The sequence below is a fragment of the Novosphingobium sp. genome, from assembly GCF_024642085.1.
GTDB lineage: Bacteria > Pseudomonadota > Alphaproteobacteria > Sphingomonadales > Sphingomonadaceae > Novosphingobium.
Genome location: NZ_JAHEBV010000006.1, coordinates 83,436 through 103,297 on the forward strand (window position 1 = coordinate 83,436; position 19,862 = coordinate 103,297).

A 19,862-nucleotide genomic window follows, 5' to 3' on the forward strand; every position below is an offset into this window, starting at 1 on the left:
TTTCTCTTGTTGCGATCAGGGTCAATCCGGTCCGGCAATGATCCGTTCTGGCCAGATATGCGTAGTGTGCAGCGTCCTGTCGAAAACCACGGGGCCGGTCGAACTTATTGTCACGCTCCGTAATTTTCACCGCGGATCGCCTTACAATAGGCCGGTAATCAAGCGGCGCTCTAGGTAACCTTACGGATCGGCTGGCGCGCCGGATTGGCGCTCAAACATGGCAAAGATCGCGCGCGGAAGGATAGTGTCACGCGAACGGCAGTAACTGCTGCTTTCTGGGAAAATGGATCGCCAGAGCTTGCCGGGGCTCGACCTTTCGGCACGACTGGACTGACCAGCACCGAAGCCAACGCACGATTAGAGCGCGATGGAGCGAACCGGATCGGAAAGTCCGGCCAATCTGGTATTTTCCGGCTTCTGTTAAGTCAGCTGTCGAACGCGTTGGTGATCGTCCTTGTCATCGGAGCCTGCATCGCTTTCGTTCTTGGCGAATGGATCGACGCGTCGATCATTCTTGCGATCATCACGGGTAGCGCCCTGCTTGGCATGGCGCAGGAAGCCAAAGCATCACGCGCGATTGCCGAACTTGCGGCAGGCCTCTCGCTTAAGGCCCAGGTGTGGCGCGACGGCGCCCTGGCCAGAGTGATTTTCGATCAGATCGTACAGGGTGACCGGATTTTCCTGGCACCAGGCAGCATAATCCCGGCGGATGGGATCATTCTGGAAAGCAACACGCTTTTTGTGAGCGAAGCTGCGCTCACCGGCGAATCCCTGCCGATTGAAAAGCACGCATGGACGCAGGCCTGCTCAGACCGGTCTTCCGCTCTGTTCATGGGCACATCTGTTCGAAGCGGCACGGCAACCATGATCGCCTTGGTAACGGGTTCCCGGACCCAGATCGGTTTTATTGCCGGCGAACTTGGCGAGGCACTGCAACAAACTGAGTTCGCCCGCGGCATCTCGGATTTCGGTTACTTGCTGGTCAAGATCATGGTTGCGGTGAGCGTGCTGGTATTGGTCGCCAATCTGGTCGCTGCGCGGCCTTTGGTCGATTCGCTGCTTTTTACCGTGGCGCTTGCAGTCGGGCTTTCACCAGAGCTTCTGCCGGCAATAGTCAGCGTAACGCTGGCTGCCGGTGCGCGTGAAATGGCAGCGCACGGCGTGATCGTCCGGCGCCTCCAGGCGATTGAGGACCTGGGCAGCGTTGATATCCTGTGCACCGACAAGACTGGCACGCTGACGCACGGATCAATCGCGCTCAGCGCCGCGCTGACGCCTGAAGGCATCATTGCGCCGGCAATCATCGAAGCGGCTTTGATCAATGCAGACCATCAGCGCAAGGGTGCCAACCCGCTTGATGAGGCCATCATCCGGTCGGCTGGGGCGGCTGGCTTGGACAGCAGCCACTGGGAACTGCTGCGCGCGGTGCCTTATGATTTTGAGCGCAAGCGATCGATGGTAATTGTCCGCGAGAGTCTTACTGGAACGTACTGCGCAATTGCCAAAGGTGCATTCGACAGCATTCTTGCCATCTGTGACCGGATCGAAATGTGCGATGGCATCGCGCGCCTCCGACACAGTCGCCGCAGGCAGCTTCAGGACTTTTACCGGCAGAAAGGCGAAGACGGGTTTCGTGTGCTGGGATTGGCGCGCCGCATACTATCACAAGGGCAGGCCCCCGACACAGTTGCGGAGGAGCATTTCGCCTTCGCCGGCTTCCTGTTGTTTGTAGACCCGATCAAACGCGGAGCGCGTAAAGCGCTGCGCGAGCTTGCCCAAATCGGCATCGAGACGCGAATGATAAGCGGCGATAACCGGTACGTTGCAACCTATGTTGCGCGCAAGGTCGGACTGGCCGGCATCCTGGTGCTGACCGGCGATGCCATAGCCGAACTGGATGATTCCGCACTTGCCCGGGCAGCGGAAAAAGCGACCGTCTTTGCCGAGATTTCACCGCAGCAAAAAGAACGGCTGGTTATCACGTTGCAGCGCAACGGGCACGTGGTTGGCTACCTTGGCGACGGCATCAATGATGCTCCCGCACTGGCATCGGCCGATGTCGGAATCACCGTAGAAAGCGCTGTCGATGTTGCGCGCGAAAGCGCGGATTTTGTGCTTTTGCGCCGTGATCTGCACGTCATCCGCCAAGGCGTAGAGGACGGCCGCAGGACCTTTGCCAACACGATGAAGTATGTTTCGATCACGATCAGCGCCAATTTCGGCAACATGATCAGCATGGCCATCGCCACGCTCTGGCTGCCGTTCCTGCCGCTGCTTGCCAAGCAGATCCTGTTTAACAATTTTCTTTCGGACATACCGGCTGTCGCGATTGCCGGAGACCATGTCGATGCTGAAAATGTGCTGTCCGCCCAACGCTGGGACATTGGTGAGATCACTCGCTTCATGATCGTATTCGGGCTGCTCAGCACCGCGTTCGATCTTGCTGCCTTCGTATTTCTGCACTTTGTGCTGAATGCCGATGCCCAGACTTTCCAGACGACCTGGTTCACGCTTTCGCTTTTGACAGAACTGGGCATTGTCTTCGTGCTTCGAACGCGCCGAAGCTGTTTTTCAAGCCGGCCGGCATTGTTGTTGACTGGGCTCAGCGTGGCCGTCGCAGTGATTGCCTGTGCCCTTCCCTATTCCGGCGCGGTGGCCAGATTGTTCGGCTTCGTGTCTTTGGCTCCGGCAACATTTGTTGCCATCGGCTTTGTACTGACTGCCTACCTGGCCGTCAGTGAAGGGGTGAAGCGTGTGTATTACCGTTTTCTATGGCAACGCCGCTGATCGCCGACCCCGGCTGACCGGCTTGACTGGCAACCTGGCCCTGCGCGATCACCCGCCGGGCCGCGTTGAACGCAAAACTGCGGGCAATATCGCCAGCGACCGCCCGGTTGTTTTCATGCAGCCGCATGTCGTCGTTCGGCTTTGATACCCAAAGTGATCGCGTATCGCGCAAATCCGCACCGCTGCGGACCAGCGCCTTGATCAATTTCTGCCGGGCCCGTTCTGTCGCTCCGCCGCCAGCCATGATTCCGATTGTCGGCACACCGTTAAGGTCCGACCTGTTCAGATAGCGCATGGTAGGCCAATCCGGCTGCCAGAAGAAGGTGTTCGATACGATTGCTATGATCGCATAGTTCCTGGGTTTGACCGGAGTATCTTTGGTCATGGTCTGGCGGTCCACAGACAACCCGGCATCTTCGAATCCGCGCGCAATAGCAAGGGTCAGATCATCCGAAAACTGCGCGTCGCGGCTAGGGTGGTAAAGGATTAGGGCGCGCTTGACGCCTTTGGCGCCAAGGCTATCGCTGCGAAACGGCGCCTCACGCTGTACAAAAATCGTTACTGCCAACGTTCCGATTAGCACGCTGATAATCAGAGCCAGAATGATCCATTTCAACATGACCATTTCCATCTATGCTGATCGTCCGGTCGCCTCGTCGCTGCGGCTGGACAAAGCGTGCACTATGCGTCCTGCCCGCAGCGCCCGGTGCAGCCTGTTTGCCTTTCGGCAAAGCACCAGACGCCAATCACTGCGGGCATAGTCAGACGGGTCTTCGCTGTTCAGCTACGCAGTCTCGGGATGTTGTTGCTTCGACTGGCAGTTGGCGACCCACCATCTGACGGTTTGAGCATCGCGTATGGGCGCGCCTGCTTGTTGACGCCTTTCAAGTGTGATGTGCGGAAACTGCCCGCAAAGTTTCGCTGCACAGCGACGGCGCGGCCTTGCTGGCCACATCGCCTAGGCTGAGCATACCGACCATGCGCCGGTTTTCATCAATCACTGGCAGGCGGCGAACCTTGTTGCGCTCCATAATCCGAACCGCATCCTCGATATCTTCGTTGGCATTGCAAAAGAAGATTGGCTTGCTCATCACTTCGCGAGCCGTCAGCTGCAGCGGATCATCCCGGCCGCTAAGGCCCCGCACGGCAATGTCGCGATCGGTGACCATGCCGATAAGTCGGTCATTTTCGCCAACAGGGATGGCGCCGATATCCTCTTTCTGCATTCGCTCGGCCAGATCGGCAAGCGGCGCTTCGGGATTGGTCCAGCTTGCACCTTTGTGCATGACGTCTTTGACTTTCATGGCAAACCTCCATGCTCGGGAACGACCGCAATAGGCGGTGTCGGCCATTGCTGCCTTGAGCATCGTCAAGCGCCCGAGTTGGTTGGCAGCAAAAAGGACCGGCTACGTAGATTCCGCATAGGTAGAAAACACAGTATTGCCGCTCATCGGGAAGCTTAGCCTCGGCAGTACGAAGCCATCTCGTGAACGGAGCCACCATGTACAGTCCAGCGTCCCGGTCGCCGATTCAATCGCTAGCGATTGCCATGCCCGCGGATGCGGGAGAAGTGCTGTTCCTTGAAGGCGATGCCTGCGAACACGTTTATGAGCTGCGCGACGGAATTGCCAGGGGTGTGAGCATTTCGCCAGATGGCGAGCGCCAGGTGACCGCCTTCTTTTTTGCCGGGGATCAGATCGGCCTTCCCGTCGCGCACACCTATCGCTTTACTGCCGAGGCAGTGACCAGCCTTCACTATGTCCGTCATTCGCGGCACCGCTGGAACGAGGCGTTGATTACCAGCTGCCGCGACGAGGGCAGGCTGCTGCCCTCGATCTGTGCTGAACAGGACCCGATCTTTCGGCGCGGAATCATAATCGGACGCAACGGTGTGCTGGTCAGGATCTGCGCCTTCCTTGTCTCGATTGTTGACCGTCTTCCGCAGATCGACGGACAGCTGGACTTTCCGCTGACCCAGCTCGACATCGCTGCCTACCTCGCGACAACGCCCGAAACTGTTTGCCGCGGATTTCGCCAGCTACGCGAGGCCGGCGTAATTTCAATGCCGCGCCGCGACCGGATGCTGATCCGCGCGCCAGCCCGGCTTCAGGCAATTGCAAGTGGCGCGGCAATCTGACGGGCTCTTAAGCGGCGCACAGCCAGGCTGAATCTGAAAGGCAGGCGGCGAACACCCTTGTCGCGCGTCTCCTTCACGCCGAACGGGCTGTGACTGTGACCGCCAAAATCTTCGCGCCAGCAATTATTACAATTTCGCAGTCCGTTCCGGTGCTGGGCGTTCGCCGCGCACAACAAAAAACTCCGGCGGCGAGCGTCGCCGCCGGAAAGTGGGGGGTTTCTGTGGAGAAACCAGAGCAGCTGGGTCGCAGCGCTGCTCTCGAATTGCTTGTGCCATGAGCTTGGGGATGACGGTTTGACGCCGATCAACACGGGGCGATTTTTTTGGCCGAACTAACGCTTTTTCAGGTCCGGACCAATCCTGTGACCCTGTCTCCAGCGGTTTCGGTTTCAGGTTGCGCACCTCCCGCATGGCCGCCGATAGTCAACAGCACGCGGCTGGTCCTCCCGCTTCCCGGGAAGGCAATTGGCGCGCGCGGCGCTGGCGCTCCATCGACCGCGAAGCCCTCTGTTTCGCCGCGCGTTACGCTGACTTCTATCGTTCCGGCTCCTCGCAAGGTTGCGGTAAAGCCCGGCCAGTCGGCTGGCAGACAAGGCGAAAGCGCGATCTGCCCATCGACCAGCGACATGCCAAGAATATGCTCGACAGCCAGCCGCCAAGCCCAAGCAGCAGCGCCCGTATACCAGCTCCACCCACCCCGCCCAAGCCAGGGGTCGGTACCAGCTATGTCTGCGGCCACCGCATAGGGTTCAACCAGATAACGGGATGCCCTGGCTTTGTCTGCGGAATGCAGGACCGGGTTGATCCGGTCGAATATCGCTTTGGCCCGGTCGCCATCATTCTGCATTGCGGCGGCAATTCCAAGCCATGCCGCAGCATGACTATATTGCCCGCCGTTTTCGCGGATTCCCGGCGGATATGCCTTGATATACCCCGGATCGCGCTGCGTGGCGGCAAAGGGCGGATCAAGCAAGCGGGCTATATCGTCATCAGGGCGAACTAGGTGAACAAAGGCCGAATTGATTGCGGTGCGCGCGCGCGCATTATCCCCGCCGCCTGCAATGACAGCCCACGATTGTGTCAGGGAATCGATCTTGCATTCATCGCAGTTGCTCGATCCCCACGGACGGCCGATATCGTCGAAGGCGCGCATATACCATTCGCCGTCCCAGGCTTCCTTTTCAATTGCGGCGACCAGCTTCTTAGCCCGGCCAAGCCAGCGCTTTCCGAACTCGCCGCGCCCATGGCGATCAGCCACCGGTGCAAACGAGCGAATAGTCGCGGCCAAAAACCAACCGAGCCACACGCTTTCGCCCTTTCCGCCAAGGCCGATGCGGTTCATCCCGTCGTTCCAGTCGCCCTCGCCAATAAGCGGCAGCCCGTGCTCACCCAGGCGCCAGGCGCGGTCAAAGGCGCGCAGGCAGTGCTCATAAAGGCTCGCCACTTTGCCCTGCGGGTATTCCGCAAACCGGTCGTGCTCATCGTTGCTTAGTTCGGCGGCATGCAGGAACGGCACGCGCTCGTCCAGCAAGCCGGTCGAGCCGGTCGCTTCGGCATATCGAGCGACGGCCAAGGGTAGCCACAGCAGATCATCGGAATAACGCGTGCGAACGCCGCGTCCGCTGGGCGGGTGCCACCAGTGAAGCACATCGCCCTCTTCAAACTGGCGCTGAGCGGCGCGCAAAATCTGTGCCCGGACAAGCTCCGGCTCTGAATGCAGCAGGGCGAGCACGTCTTGCAGCTGGTCGCGAAAGCCATATGCCCCGCCGGCCTGATAGAATCCTGCGCGCGCAAAAAGTCGCGAGGACATGGCCTGATAGGGTAGCCAGCGATTGACCATAAGGTCGAAGGCCGGATCAGGCGTCGCCACTTCGACAGCACCGCAGCGCTTGTCCCACACATGCGCCACATTGGCCGTTTCCGCCTTTACCCTGCCAAGGTTATTCCAGCGCGATACCAGTCCGGCGGCATCCTCGGCGGAATCTGCAGCGCCCAGGATAAAAGCGAACTCGGCAGATCCTCCGCCAGCGATGTCGGCGTGGACCTGCAAGGCGGCGGCAGCGTCCGCGCCATTGTTTCCAACCCGGTTGCCTAGCTCCCATTCGGTCAGGCCGCGCGGTTGCCGCCAGTTCGCCGCTGCCCCAATGAACTCACTGCGCGATGTGGTCAGGCTATGCGGCGGCAATGTCGCGGCAAGAAACGCGGTTTGCCCGGCAAAATCATGATGCCAGCCATTGGAAGCCATCAATGCCTTGTCGGCGTGGCTGTACCAAGCTTTGCGAAACGGACCTGGTTCACCCTGAACGGCTCCTAGCAAGAAGTCGGCAAAAAAGGTTGCAGTGATGCGCCGCGGCACTCCGATACGATCGGTTAGCCTGACCCGCACCAGCTTGACTGATTCAGTGGCGGCAACCATGCAGGATTGCTCCTGAAGCAAGCCATTGCTTTCGCGCGTCCAGCACGTTTCACCCAGCCTGTGCTCAACCCGGATTTGGCCGCTTCCGCCTGATGGCAGCGGCGTAATCGACCAGATTTCGGCGGTTTCCTCATCACGCAGATAAATTGCTTCTCCTTGGGGATCGCATAGGGGATCATTATACCAGGGAGTAAGCCGGTTTTCCCCGCTGTTGCCCGCAAAGCTGAAACCCAATCCGGCCTCGGTAACAATGGCTCCGAAACCCTCATTGGCAAGCACGTTGCACCACGGAGCCGGGGTGTTGTGTCCTGGCGCAACGTCGAGCCGATAATTGCCCGTCGGGGTAAAACCGCCAAAGCCGTTGGCAAAGCGCAACGGTAAACTGTCGACTGCAAGGAGCGGGGGTTCTGAAACTGATCGCCCTGTTGCGGCAAACGGCGCACCGATCGGGGCATCGGGCAGCCATGCGGCAAGCTGCGCGGCTACCGGACCCCCGCCATCAATCAGGGTCGCCCCGGCTGCTGCACGCAGTGCTGCAATACGGACCGGTTCGATCTGCTCACGCCCAAGCAGGTGTACACCGCCACGCTCGCCAAGTTGTTCGCTGCTGCCCATTTCACGCAATACGTCGATCAAGCGGTCGCGCAACGGCTCGATGTAGCCAGGTAAACCTGGATGAAGCAGCGCAAGATCCACCGGACTGCCCCGCCAGCGCCACAGCCGGTGCGCACCGAGCAGGAAACGGAGCTGGGCGCCGTCAAAATCCTCTTCAAGTTCGCTCAGAAGAATTGGCATATCGCCTGATAAACCCATCGCCCAGAGCGCATCCCGCGTGACCGGGCCGGGATCATCTCCGCGCGGTCCCGGGCGGCCATGCAAAGCTGTGTAAAGAAGCTGCGCATCGGCCAGCTGGTCACTTGCAAGACCAAGACCATGAACTTCGCGCGCAGTTCGCGCAGCGGCATCATGCTCTGCCCAGTCGAGTGACGCGATTGAACCATAGCGCCGCATAAGGTCGAGCGCCTCGTCGCGCGACGCGGCGATGGTTGTCACGATCGCCAACTCGGCCTCGCCATGCGGCGGGATTGTCACATCAGCGCGCAGCGCTGCTATCGGATCAAGCGGGAACTGCGGATACATTGCGCGCTGGTCCGCAAAGACAGGATATTCAGAAGCATCGCCGTGACGAACGCGTGTTTGTTGCCGGGACACTTCCTTTCCGCTCAGTTCGACCAGTGCCGGGTCCCCGATCAGCCGCACGATCATTGATGGCGGACTTTCCACTGCATCGCGCGTGCGCCGCTCGAACAGCAGTGCAGCGGTTTCTGGAAGCACCTCTGCACCGACGAACAGCTTGGCAAAGGCCGGATGTCGTAACCATTCGGCGGCCGGCGCGAGGGCAATTTCTGCGTGCGAGGCAACCTCGATCCGCCGCTCATGAGGCGATCCGTTGACTAGCCTTAACCGGCGGATTTCGACGTCTTCGGCAGGGGCGACAAGGATTTCCAGAGTCGAGGAAATGTCATGGGCCCGGCAATGGAGTTCAGCTTTGTAGGAATGGAACACCGCGTGCCGTTCACCGTGGCTGTCCAACGCTCCCTCCGTGACACACCAGGTTGCCCCGTCTGCCTTGTCCTTCAGATAGATAAAATGGCCATTGCCGCCATGCGCTTCGCCCGGACGGGTAAGTGCGTAACTCTTCCAGCGCAGTTCTCCAGTGCCATCCTTGCCGATCTGCGTCGAAAGCCTGCCGTTGCCCAATACATGCAGGGCTGGTGCCGGCCCTGCACTGCGCGGCGCCCACGGCAGCGGGCGAGGTACTGCGACACCTTCTGCAACAGGCGCGACAGGCGGATCGAGACGCTCAATTTCTGGCGGCAGTTCCTTAGGAACGCGTTCGTTCAGCAGCAAATCGACCGTTTCGACCCTGGGATCGGCATGGAACCAGGCTACGAACATATCGTCGAACAAGGCATTGGCGATGGCCGCGATACTCATGCCGTGATGATGCGCCATGTAACAGCGCACCTGCGCGTGGGTGCTGCCTTCGGCGCGGCGTTCGCTGGTAAAGTCGATCGCTTCATAAAAGCCGCAGCGCCCCAGCGCTCCGATCGATGCAAGATGGCGCAAGTTGTCGACGGCGTCGCCTGGGCGTAGCGACAGTGCCAAGGCCGTTGCGTAGGGCGCGATTACCAGATCTTGAGAAAGGCCCCGGCGCAGCCCCAGCGCGGGGATTCCGAACGCACGATAACGCCATGATCCGTCCGGTCCAATCGACGCAAAAGCGGATTCCGATATTCCCCAGGGTACCCCGTTAGCCCGCCCATATTGACGCTGGATATCCACTGAATTGCGGTTGCTTTCGCCAAGCAGCGTGTGCGGATCACTGCGCAGGAAAAGGCACGGCATCAGATATTCGAACATGGAGCCGTTCCACGAAGCCAGCGCAAGGTCGCCTGCCTGCTTGACGATCGGCCGACCAAGCTGGAACCAATGCTCGGGTGGGACATCATTTTTGGCGATGGCAAAAAAGCTTGCCAGCCGCGCTTCGCTCGCCAGCAAGTCATAATGATGCTGGTCAAGGCGGTCGGCGCTCAGGTCATAACCGATGTAGAATAGCCGCTGATGGGGATCGTAGAGCGCCGAAAAATCCATGCCATCTGCAAATTCGCAGGCGCGTAACGCGACACTCGTCAGGCGTTGTTCCAGCTGCTGCCAGGCTTCCAGACCGGCCTTCACCTCACCCTTGAGTGTGTCCAGCCAGCGCCTGGTCGCAGCCGTGCGGCGCTGCCCTTTCACGTCGGCCATTGCGGCGTCCGCTGCACGGCCAATAGACGGCCAATCTGCCAATGGCTGCGCGGCATCCAAAATGCCGGCAAGCTCTGCTGCAAGTTCCCGGCAGTCCTCAGGAGCGTCGGCAAGCGCTGCCTGCCAAGGGAGCATGACGGTAACATCGCGCCGCATCGCCGCGATGTGGTGCTCGCTTCGCTCCAGCCAGCTGCGCAAGCCGCGCACACTGCCTGGCGGGGAGGTCAGCGGCGCATCAAGCTGGATCGTCAGTTGGCGTTTTATTTCGCCGAACTTTTCTTCGCACCACGACAGCATTGCCGGCCAATCGCCAGGGCCAGACGCAGAACGCGCTTCATCGCGCAATTGCACGATTGCTGCTTTGATTAGCGAAGGATCGCGCAGCGCAGCTGCTTCGATAGCCTCGTCAAGCAGCGCCAGGCAATCATTCAGCCCAAGCCAGCGCTCGGGGTCCACAGGCGGCCGCGCGGCGATCTTCCTGCATCCCTTGGCCAGGGTGATCAGGCTGACCGCAAGATTCCCGCTATCGACCGCAGAAACATAGCGCGGTTCAAGCGGGGCAAGCGTAACGGTATCGAACCAGTTGAGCATATGGCCGCGCCAATGCTCGAGCCGATCAATGGCATCGAGCATGTCGCGCATCCGCACAGCCAGTTCGCTGGCGCCGATGTGGCCCATCCGCCAAGCCGACAGCGCGGCCAAAGCCATCATCCCGACGTTGGTCGGGGACGTACGGTGCGCGGTCGCCTCGATCGGTTCTTCCTGGTGATTGTCAGGCGGTAGCCAGTTGTCTTCAGGCCGGACATAGTCTTCAAAAAACAGCCATGATCGCCGCGCGACCAGCCGGAGGAAGGCATGGTCGGCATGATCCAGCTGCTGTTGATCCTCGACGCGCTCTCGACCTGTCAGACGCGCCAGTTCAGGAGCCAAAAACCACAGGGCGAGCAGCGGAGCAGCGACTAGCAGGGACCCTGGACGGGCCAGAAGGAATGCAAGGAGGACGACTGCCACAGCTGGCGAAATCCACATTCTGCGCCAATGCGACGTCCTTGGATTGCTGGCGCTTTGCTGCTTGGTGACATGGGCCGCGCTGGTCCACTCAAGGAGGTTCCGACCGGTGCCAAGACGCAGCAGCGTTGCGCCAATCGCGTGAAGTGAAACTGCCGCATCCGAAATAAGGAACGCCAAGGATAACACCCAGCGGGCCAGGTCCCCGCCAAGCCGGTGTCCCGAACCGGTCCGGACACCGCGCCGACGGCCACGGGCAAGGCCGGTAACAAGGTCGGTAAAAAGATAGGCAGCAGGTGCTGCAACTGCCAGTGCCGTCCACACGATTGGCTGGCCAGGCAAAACAAACCACCCGCCCAAGAGCAGCAGCACAACGCTGGCCGGAACTAAACTTCGGCGCATTGTGTCCCACACCCGCATTCTGTCGAAGACGGTCAGCCGGTTGCGAAGCCTTGTCCCGCCAGCGCCTGGAACGGTCGGAAACAGCCATGGCAGCAGCTGCCAGTCGCCGCGCACCCAGCGATGCCATCGGCGCGAATATTCAACATAGTTGGTCGGGAAACTCTCGTAGACCATGATATCGCTAACCAGCCCGGCCCGGCCATGCAGCCCTTCCCAAAGGTCATGGCTCAGCAGGTTGTTTTCCGGCACCCGCCCGGTCACGCTGCGTTCGAACGCCGCAACATCATAGATACCCTTGCCGACATAGCTGCCGCTGCCGGTTAGGTCCTGAAAGACATCGCTGACCGCACGCGAATAGATATCAACCGCGGTATCTCCGCCAAAAAGCCGCGCGAACAGACTGTTGCTGCCGTGCGGCGCCAGTTCAACCCGCGGCTGAAGCACAGTGTAGCCGCTGACAACCCGCCCTTCGGCATTGAAAATCGGCCGGTTAAGAGGATGCGCAAGCGCCGCAGCAAGGCGCGCCACTGAACCCGGCGGAAGCCTTGTATCCGCATCGGCGGTGACCACGAAGCGCGCACCTGGCAACCGCTTGATCTTTCCGCTAGTCAACGCAAAGGCCTGGAGATCCCCGCTCAACAGGAAGTGGTTGAACTGCGCCAGCTTGCCTCGCTTGCGCTCCCAGGCCATCCAGCAGCCTTGCGCCGGATTGAACTGCCGGAAACGATGGAGCAGGAAGAAGGGGCCACTATCGGAGCCTTTGCCATACTGCCGGTTGAGCGCTTCGATCCCGCTCGTCAGTGCGCGTTCTACTTGAGCATCGGCTGTGCAGCGCTCCTGATTTGCGTCGGCAGGATCGCTTAGCAAGGCAAAGCCATGCGCGGCGGGATTGGCCAGCCGGTGGGCTTCCAGCCGGCGAAGCAGTGCAGGTACTTCCTCGGCGTGACCGACAATTACCGGCATCGCCACCACGGTTCGCCAGGCAGGGCCAATCGATTTGGAAAAATCGAGCTTTGGCAGGCGGGTGGGTTTCACGGTCTGTGTGACCAGCCAATTGACGACCGTGACGCTCAGCACCGTGGCGGGAAGCGCTGAAAGCGCCAGACCGATGAGCCATTGCGCCGCTGTTGCGTCCCATAGCCAAAGATAGGCGGCCGGAACGCTCAGCCCCGCAACGCCAAGCAGCAGCAAGCCGATATTGTAGACTGCACCCGGGTGTTGCAGCAAACTGCGGCCAAGGCGCAATGGCACCGGCGGCACGGCGGCGACCGCTTGCTCCAGCCTGGGCAAGCCTTGTCCGACCAGCCAGAATCCGACATGGTTTTGCGGTTCCTCAGCGTGGCTCAACGCAAGGTTCACAGCCGCTTGTGCAACCGAAGCCTCGTTATGTGTGGAGCGCTCGGCCAATCGCTCCACGGCGCGCCGGTACCGATCACGTGTCTCGAAATCCATGACCGGATAGATGCCAGCCGGATCCTCCGCGAGGCGCTGCTCCACGCGGCTGGCCGCATCGAAAATGTCTTTCCAGGCAATACTTGAGATTACTGCAAGATTGGCGACACCGCGCGAAACGCATTCTGCCGGGTCGGCGCCGTCAAGGTAGGCGCGGCAGCTTGCACTCGCCGGGAAAGGAGCAGGGACCGCGACGAAAACTTTTGCGAACCCACTGGTCAGACGTTCCAGACAGGCGACCCGCAGCATCACCGGAAATGCCCACAATTCGGCAATATCGAGCGGATTGTGTTCCTGGTAGCCTTTTAGATATGCGAGCACTGCCTGGCGCGAAAGCTGGAAATGGGCCGCTTGAAGCATATCGTGCGCCAACGCGAGCACCACCGGTTCGCCCTTGGCGGGGCCGTTGGCCAGCGGGCGCAGACGGCGATAGAAACCTGGCGGCAAATCCTGATCGATTAGCAGCGTAGCGCGTTGAACCTGGTAGGCATTGTCGAGCAGCCATTCAGCCGCCGACGATTCCGCCGGTTCGGCACCGACGGCCGCTGTCATTGCCCGGTTCAGCCACTTTTCGGTCCGGTCCACTCCTTCCCAGGCCGGGACCGGCGTAGGATGGCCGGTTCCGCAATTGGCAGCATGCACCTGCCCGGTTTCACGCGCCCGGGCTAGAATCGGATCGTGCACATCCCCGGTCATCAGGCTGCAAAGGCAGATGCCGAATTGCGGATTTCCGGGGCTTTCTGCACAGGCCGTTCAGCAATCGTGTTCGCCGGGCTGACCAGAAGCAAGGGACTGCGCAGATGTGCTAGCAAGTACGCAGCAGTTCCCCCTACCGACAAATCTCGGCACCGTCGCCCGCCCTGGCCTCTTGCCGCGATCACCACCAATCCGGGTTGCTCCTCGGCAATTGCACGCAGCAGCGTCGAGCGCGTATCACCCTTCAAACAGCGATTGCGGACGGCCAGGCCCTGGTCAGCATATCGGCGCTGCGTCCGTTCCAGAAAATTGCACGCGGCCTTCTCGTTGCGCAGATCCAGACGCAGTCGCAGCTCAAGGTCGTCTGCATCCGGCGGACCGATGAGCGTCAAGCCAGGTTCGGGTACGACATGGATCAGCACCATTTCTGCCCGGGTCCGGTGCGAAATTCGCGCAGCTTCGGCCATCGCAGCTTCGCAAAACGCAGATCCGTCGAGCGGAACCAGCACGCGTTCAAACGACAGGCCCTCACCGGCTGGAATCGTCGGAACCAGAAGCACTGAGGCGGCACCGCTTTCCAGCAAGCGCTGTGCCGTAAGGCCGCAAGTGCGTGCCGGGTTGTCATTTCCCCTGGCACCCAGGACCAGCAACGATCCGGTTACGGCGGCACGGTCCAGAAGCGCGCGCACGCAGTCCCCCATTTCAATTTCAAGCTTGGCACATGAACCCGACAGGAAAAGGCTCTCGCTCAGCTGGGCAAGTCGGCGGCGCGCCTGATGGCACCGCAAATCCCATTCAAGCGGGTCCGGACGAAGGCCGGCATCTCTGTGCGGCTCTACCACATGAAGCAGCGTCAGCGGCAGCCCAAGCGTCTCAGCCAGTCGGCCAGCCGCTGCCGCGATGTTCACGGAATGTGCTGTCAGGTCAATGCAGGCAACCACTTCAGAGGGTGATGGACTTGATGCGGACGGGCTGAACTGGAACGGCATTGCTCTTTGCTTTCTGTTCGTATTGCCGGGCCGAAGCTGAAATCCGCCACGCCCGAACCAAGGCGCAGAAGATGCCTCTTCAGGCTCCGCTCGCGAAAAGCAGGGTGGATGAGAATCGATAGCTTGCGGAACCCGGCAGGGTTTGAAACGGGCCACCATTCAAGCCGGTTCGGCAATACTTGGAATAAGGATTGTTACGCATTCCGCGCCGTAACGGGCGCTCTGCATGCGGCTCACCGCAAAGGCGGCTCGGCTTGACGGAAACATTTGCAAATCCTTTTAAGTATGCCCGCCAGTGCCGATTGTGCTAGCTATCCAAGGATGGCGATTGCACCAAGCGCCTCGGTTGAAAAGTCGTCCACCCCGATTGCACCGGTCAGGGCAGCTGAAGTGCACGACAGTTTCGTGCGGTCGCTTCTGGACAGCATTCCCGAGGGTCTGGTGGTCATCGATCAGACAGGGCGGATTCTTGCGTTCAGCCGCGCTGCCTGCGAAATGTTTGATTACACCGAAGACGAAGTTCTTGGCAGAAACGTATCCATGCTGATGCCGCCTGCCGAAGCTGCGCATCATGATGACTATATCCGCGCCTACCTGATGACCGGGCGGAAAAGGATCATCGGGATTGGTCGCCGCGTCATGGCCCGACACAAACTTGGCCACGACATTCCCGCACGGCTTGAGATTGGTGAGGCAACGATCAGTGGGACGCAGCTGTTCCTCGGCTACTTGCGCGACGTTAGCGAACGTGAAGAGCAGCGGCGCAAGCTGAAGATGGTCAACGAACAACTGGCCCGTGCCTCGCGAATTTCATCGATGGGCATGCTGGCCGGGGCGATTGCCCATGAAATCAACCAGCCGCTGACAGCCATCCAGAACTATGTCGAGACGTGCGCGGCGCTTGTCAGTGCAGAGGGGCCACTGGACCGGGAAACGCTGCGTGACACAATGGAAACCTGTTCTCAAGAGACTGCCCGCGCAGGCGAGATTATCCGCAGATTTCGGCACTTCATGGCAAGCGGCGAAACTGAGCCCGCTCGCGAATCGCTGTCAAAGCTGATCAACGACGCATTGGTGTTGATGCTCGCTGGCGGCGAAGGGACGGATGTCCAGATCAAGATTGAACTCGACGAAAGCTGCGATGACGTGCTGGGCGACGGAATCCAGATCCAGCAAGTGGTCTACAATCTGGCCCGCAATGCGTTGGAAGCCATGGCCGGGCTTGAAAACCGCATTCTGCAGATCACCAGCGTATGTCACGCCAAAATGATTGAAGTGACCGTCGAGGATTCCGGACCAGGACTTGACGAGGATCACAGGAAACGGCTGTTCACGCCCTTTGGCACCAGCAAGATTGACGGTATGGGTCTTGGCCTGTCGATCAGCCAGACCATTATCGAGGGGCATGGAGGCCGCCTGTGGCCAGCCGCGTCTGCCCTTGGCGGTGCCGCCATGCATTTCACGGTACCGCGCATGGCAGAAACTGGACAGACCGAGTCATGACCGCGGCGCCGCCAGTCTATATCGTCGATGACGACGCCAGCCTGCGCAATTCCCTGCGATTCCTGCTGACCAACGCGGGGCGTGAAGTGCACAGTTTTGAAAGCGGCGAGCAATTGCTGTCGGCAGTTCACGATATCGAACCTGGCCCGATCCTGCTCGATGTCCGCATGGCCGGCGTCGACGGGCTGGAAGTGCAACAGGAACTGGCCAATCGCGGCTGCACCATGCCGGTGATAATCATCACCGGCCACGGCGATATTGCTATGGCCGTGCGGGCCATGCGGGCCGGCGCGGTGGATTTTCTGACCAAACCCTTCGCCCGCCGCGACTTGCTGAACGTGATCGACCAGGCAGACGCACGGCTGGCAACGATGGAGGCGCGCGACAGGCAATTCGCCCGTGCCCGTGACCGGCTGGAAGTCTTGACTCGCCGTGAATACGAAGTGCTCAACGAATTGGCGCGCGGCCTGCCGAACAAGTCTATCGGTTACGATTTGGGGATCAGCCCGCGGACTGTCGAGATTCATCGCGCCAATGTCATGCGCAAGCTGGACGTGCACAGTTTCCCCGATGTGCTGCGAATTGCCTTTGCCGCCGGCATGCCCCTGGCGTCGCCAGATCCAAACGGACCCGAAGACACAAAGGCCGTCCCGCTTAGTAAGGCGCGCGACCATTCCGAAGAACTCGTGATGCGCCCCGATCCGACGCGGGACCCTTCCTGAGCGCGACCGCGCGGCACCCTCCGTAGGATTGCGGATAGAGCAAAAGGACCGACAGGCTGAACCTTGGCGCCGGGCCGGATAGATGGCCGGCCCTTGAGGAGATATGCCATGCCACAGGAAAGCACCGCCAAGCCCGCGACCGGTGACGCGTCAATTGCCATCAAGTCCGAAGCCGGACTGCCCGGGAGCGGACCGTTCGACTGGCTTCGCCAGGAAGTCGATCATTTGTTCGAGGAGTTTCATCACCACCAACGGCGCAGCCTGTTCGATTGGCCCGGGCTCAGCATGAACCGACTGCCCAATGTTGATCTTGATGACAAGGGCAAGGAGTTTTGCCTGACGGCCGAGCTGCCTGGATTCGAAGCCCAGGACGTGACGCTTGAAATCAGGGACGGATCGCTGCGGATCGCTGCGATGCGCGAGGAACGCAAGGAGGAAAGGCGCGAGAACATGTTGCTGTGCGAACGGCAAAGTGGGATGATCGAGCGCGCCGTGCCGCTGCCGCAAGCCATTGACCCCGCTTCGGCCCAGGCCAGCCTCAAGGACGGTGTGCTTACCGTGACCCTGCCAAAGCAGCCAGCCACCCAGCCTGCCGTTCAACGGATCCCTGTCAGAACCTGACGCAAGCCTTTGGCCGGGCCGGTCAGTGAAAACGTTCCGGCCCGGTCAAGGTATGGCACATAGGCAGATAACCGGGATCGAAAACGCCGCGCAAGGCGGGCAGCATGCCTGATGATGATCCAGCGCAACTTCGAAAATGAGGCCGCAGAGCGGATCGACGGCCTGCGTACCGAACTGATCCATGTCGCCCGCCTCAGCGCCATGGCAACAATGGCGTCGACACTCGCGCATGAGCTTAACCAGCCTATCGCGGCCATCATGAATTACCTTGAAGGTGCGCGCGAACTGCTGGGGCAAGGACACCTCCCGGTCGCCGATGCACTTGATCAGGCCATGGTCGAGACGGTCCGTGCCGGCAGCATCTTGAGCGAGCTGCGCGGGTTCGTTCAAAACGGGGAAGCCGCTACAGCGAACGAGTGCCTGTCATCTCTGATCGAGGATGCGCTGATGCTCGGTGTTGCCGGAGCGCATATCGCGATAAGCTGCCATTTCGCAAAGGAATGCGACCTGGTGCTGGTTGATCGTGCGCGGATTCAGCTGGTGATCGTCAATCTTGTGCATAACGCCATTGCCGCGCTGGACGGTCAGCCCGACCCGCAAATCACCATTCGCACCCGAAGCGATAATCCCGTTTTTGCATGCGTCACCATAATTGACACCGGCTTCGGAGTGCCCGCAGACATCGTTGATCCGTTCCGTGCCTTCTCTGCCAGAAACGGCCGCGGCTTTGGGCTTGGGCTGCCCGTCTCCCGCACCATAGTCGAGGCGCACGGCGGACGCATCTGGTTCGAAAGCGTCCCTGGCGCAGGTAGCGCGTTCCACTTTACCTTGCCCAAAGCGAACCAGCCAGAACCAAGCATTCTGTTGGGCTGACAGCGTGACACACTTCAAACCGCAACAGCGGCGAAACGATAATTCGGATGGGTCTTTCCGAAAGCCTGATTGAACCAAGCTTGCGCTTGATCGAGGAGCCGGCGTGGTCCGGCCGGCGCCATGCTCCGCCAGGCCTGCGTCATGGCAGCCTTTGGGTGGGTAGAGGGTGTCTAGGTTACGCTTCTGGCTGGACAGGAGCCGTGGACGGCCTTGCGGTATCAAAGTTGCGCCGGACCAGATATTCTTTCCGAATTGGCGAACGATCGTCTCAAAACGATGCACTTCAGTCTATTTTCCGGTCATATCTTCGAAATCGGCACTTCATTAGCTAACTTTTGTAGTTAAGCAGCTTGCAATCCCACGCGCGATCAATCAGCCGTACGCAAAATAACAAATTGTTATGGGTCGGTTTTTCTTGAAACCAGCGTTTTTGGGGGCAGTTCGTTATGGGAAATATTCCGTCAGCCGGTGGGACAACCACGTCGTTCGGTAACACACCGCAAGCCAAGGACGATTGGTATACGCTGACTGAGGATGCCCTGAATACTGCGACCAGCAGCTACAATTCCTCAAATTACATCCTTGCTCTTGATGTCATGGCAAATGATCTGGGCGGCAATGCCAAAAGTCTGTTTTCTATAGATGATGCAGAAGGCAACCCGATTACTGACCTTTCCAAAACCGATCTTTGCACCAATACCAATTACAGCAAGTGGGAAACCACCGACGACGGAAACTGGATCCGGATCAACAACGGAAAGATTGAGTTCAAGCTGGCCGACCCGGCGCATCCCAATGACTTCACCTTTGCGCGCGATATCAATTCACTGGGCGCGATGGAAATGGTGGACGACAAGTTCACCTATGCAATAAAACTTGGCAACGGCACGTTGAGCTGGGCGACAGTGCATATAAATATTGCCGGGCTTAATGATGCCGCCTCGATAACCGGAACAGCGTCCGGCTGCGTGGTTGAAGCCGGCGGTGTCAATAACACGATCCCGGGGAGCCCAATTGCCAGCGGTGATCTCGACGTTACCGATGCCGATACCGGAGAGGCCGGTTTCAGAGCGCCTGGAACAGGAAGCCTGTCGGGACCTTACGGCGCTTTCACTTTTGATACGGCGACCGGTAACTGGACCTTCACTCTCAACAATTCCAGCCCTCAGACCCAAGCACTGGCCGTGGGCGAGATTGCACACCAAACACTTACCATCACGTCGCTGGATGGAAGCGCCACACAGACAATCGACGTATCAATCAAGGGCACCAACGACGCGCCGGTCATCACCAGCCAGGCGCAGGCCGGGACCGTCACCGAAGACAGCGTGCTCAGCGTCACCGGCCAGGTTACCGCCAGCGATGTCGACCACGGCGCCCATGCGACCTTCACCGGCAACGCCGCCGACACCTACGGGACCTTCACGGTCGATCCCGATACCGGCGTG

General features: G+C 60.0%; 12 protein-coding genes. 8 read left to right on the forward strand and 4 right to left on the reverse strand.

Annotated features, from left to right (window positions below; all coding sequences use genetic code 11):
* Positions 1-204 precede the first annotated feature (204 nt).
* A complete protein-coding gene (gene mgtA, locus Q0L62_RS04180) occupies positions 205-2,787 on the forward strand; it encodes a magnesium-translocating P-type ATPase (RefSeq protein ID WP_296676856.1) in 2,583 nt (860 codons plus the stop codon).
* Here mgtA and Q0L62_RS04185 read toward each other — a convergent pair.
* Positions 2,735-3,418: a hypothetical protein gene (locus tag Q0L62_RS04185; protein ID WP_296676859.1), complete on the reverse strand. Its 684-nt coding sequence runs from the start codon at positions 3,416-3,418 to the stop codon at positions 2,735-2,737. The two genes, mgtA and Q0L62_RS04185, sit on opposite strands and share 53 nt — an antisense overlap.
* Before the next feature lie 253 nt (positions 3,419-3,671).
* Positions 3,672-4,091 (reverse strand): CBS domain-containing protein, encoded by a 420-nt coding sequence (locus Q0L62_RS04190; RefSeq protein ID WP_296676861.1) that lies wholly within the window; start codon positions 4,089-4,091, stop codon positions 3,672-3,674.
* Positions 4,092-4,336: 245 nt separating this feature from the next.
* Here Q0L62_RS04190 and Q0L62_RS04195 point away from each other — a divergent pair, with 245 nt between their 5' ends.
* Positions 4,337-4,924 (forward strand): Crp/Fnr family transcriptional regulator, encoded by a 588-nt coding sequence (locus Q0L62_RS04195; RefSeq protein ID WP_296676864.1) that lies wholly within the window; start codon positions 4,337-4,339, stop codon positions 4,922-4,924.
* Between the two features lie 95 nt (positions 4,925-5,019).
* Positions 5,020-5,202, forward strand: coding sequence for a hypothetical protein (locus tag Q0L62_RS04200; RefSeq protein WP_296676866.1), 183 nt, complete (start codon positions 5,020-5,022; stop codon positions 5,200-5,202).
* A 65-nt stretch (positions 5,203-5,267) separates the two neighbouring features.
* Here the strand turns inward: Q0L62_RS04200 and Q0L62_RS04205 are convergent, their stop codons facing one another.
* Together Q0L62_RS04205 and Q0L62_RS04210 are read right to left on the reverse strand one after the other, a co-directional pair.
* Positions 5,268-13,706 carry a glucoamylase family protein gene (locus tag Q0L62_RS04205; protein ID WP_296676867.1) on the reverse strand — a complete coding sequence of 2,813 codons (8,439 nt, stop codon included), beginning with the start codon at positions 13,704-13,706 and terminating at the stop codon, positions 5,268-5,270.
* Entirely contained in the window at positions 13,706-14,854 is a 1,149-nt protein-coding gene (locus Q0L62_RS04210; protein WP_367183251.1) for a universal stress protein, read from the reverse strand. Before Q0L62_RS04210 ends, Q0L62_RS04205 begins: the two co-directional genes overlap by 1 nt.
* A 162-nt stretch (positions 14,855-15,016) precedes the next feature.
* On the opposite strand from Q0L62_RS04210, the gene Q0L62_RS04215 reads away from it, so the two are divergent.
* From Q0L62_RS04215 to Q0L62_RS04235, 5 genes are all read left to right on the forward strand, one after another.
* A complete protein-coding gene (locus Q0L62_RS04215) occupies positions 15,017-16,198 on the forward strand; it encodes a sensor histidine kinase (protein WP_296676872.1) in 1,182 nt (393 codons plus the stop codon).
* Entirely contained in the window at positions 16,195-16,920 is a 726-nt protein-coding gene (locus tag Q0L62_RS04220) for a response regulator transcription factor (RefSeq protein WP_367183252.1), read from the forward strand. The genes Q0L62_RS04215 and Q0L62_RS04220 overlap by 4 nt, the downstream gene beginning before the upstream one ends.
* 108 nt (positions 16,921-17,028) lie before the next feature.
* On the forward strand, positions 17,029-17,541 hold the full coding sequence (locus Q0L62_RS04225; protein WP_296676874.1) for an Hsp20/alpha crystallin family protein: 513 nt from the start codon (positions 17,029-17,031) through the stop codon (positions 17,539-17,541).
* A gap of 111 nt (positions 17,542-17,652) precedes the next feature.
* Positions 17,653-18,414, forward strand: a complete 762-nt coding sequence (locus Q0L62_RS04230) for an ATP-binding protein (RefSeq protein ID WP_296676876.1) — start codon at positions 17,653-17,655, stop codon at positions 18,412-18,414.
* A 446-nt stretch (positions 18,415-18,860) separates the two neighbouring features.
* On the forward strand, positions 18,861-19,862 hold a 1,002-nt coding region (locus Q0L62_RS04235), incomplete at its 3' end, for a VCBS domain-containing protein (protein ID WP_296676878.1).